Consider the following 424-nt stretch of genomic DNA (forward strand, 5'->3'; position numbering starts at 1 on the left):
GGATATAGATGAGCAAGAGGGCAGCTACAGCTGGTACCCAAGAGTGGAACAGGTCAAAACTGTAACCAAAGAGGGTTGGCCCAAAGGCTGCTAGGATATAGCCTCCTGTTTGAGATAGGCCGGACAATTGGGATGTCTTTTCAGGGGCGCTTGTCTTGAGTGAAAAGTTGACCATGAGATAAGGGAAGAGGGCGCTGGTTGCGGTTCCGATGAGGAGATGGATGGTAAGCCAGTATATGAAATTATTGATTGGGAAAAAGAGCATGGAAATGCCGACCACACCAGCTAGTGAAACCAGAGTGAGCATGAGCTGACGGTTGCGAGTAGATAAACTGGTTGTCAGGCTTGGGATGGTCATTGAAAAAGGAATGCTAATCAGAGATAAGATAGAAGTCAGCAAGCCAGCTTCGTGACTGGATAGACC

The 424-nt window shown here is 47.9% G+C and carries 1 protein-coding gene; it reads right to left on the reverse strand.

All coding sequences use genetic code 11. The features are described from left to right. Positions 1–400: hypothetical protein (locus QC029_RS30710; protein WP_279559115.1), on the reverse strand; the 400-nt coding region annotated here is incomplete at its 3' end. Positions 401–424: the final 24 nt, after the last annotated feature.

The sequence above is a fragment of the Streptomyces sp. DH37 genome, from assembly GCF_029813835.1.
Lineage (GTDB): Bacteria > Actinomycetota > Actinomycetes > Streptomycetales > Streptomycetaceae > Streptomyces.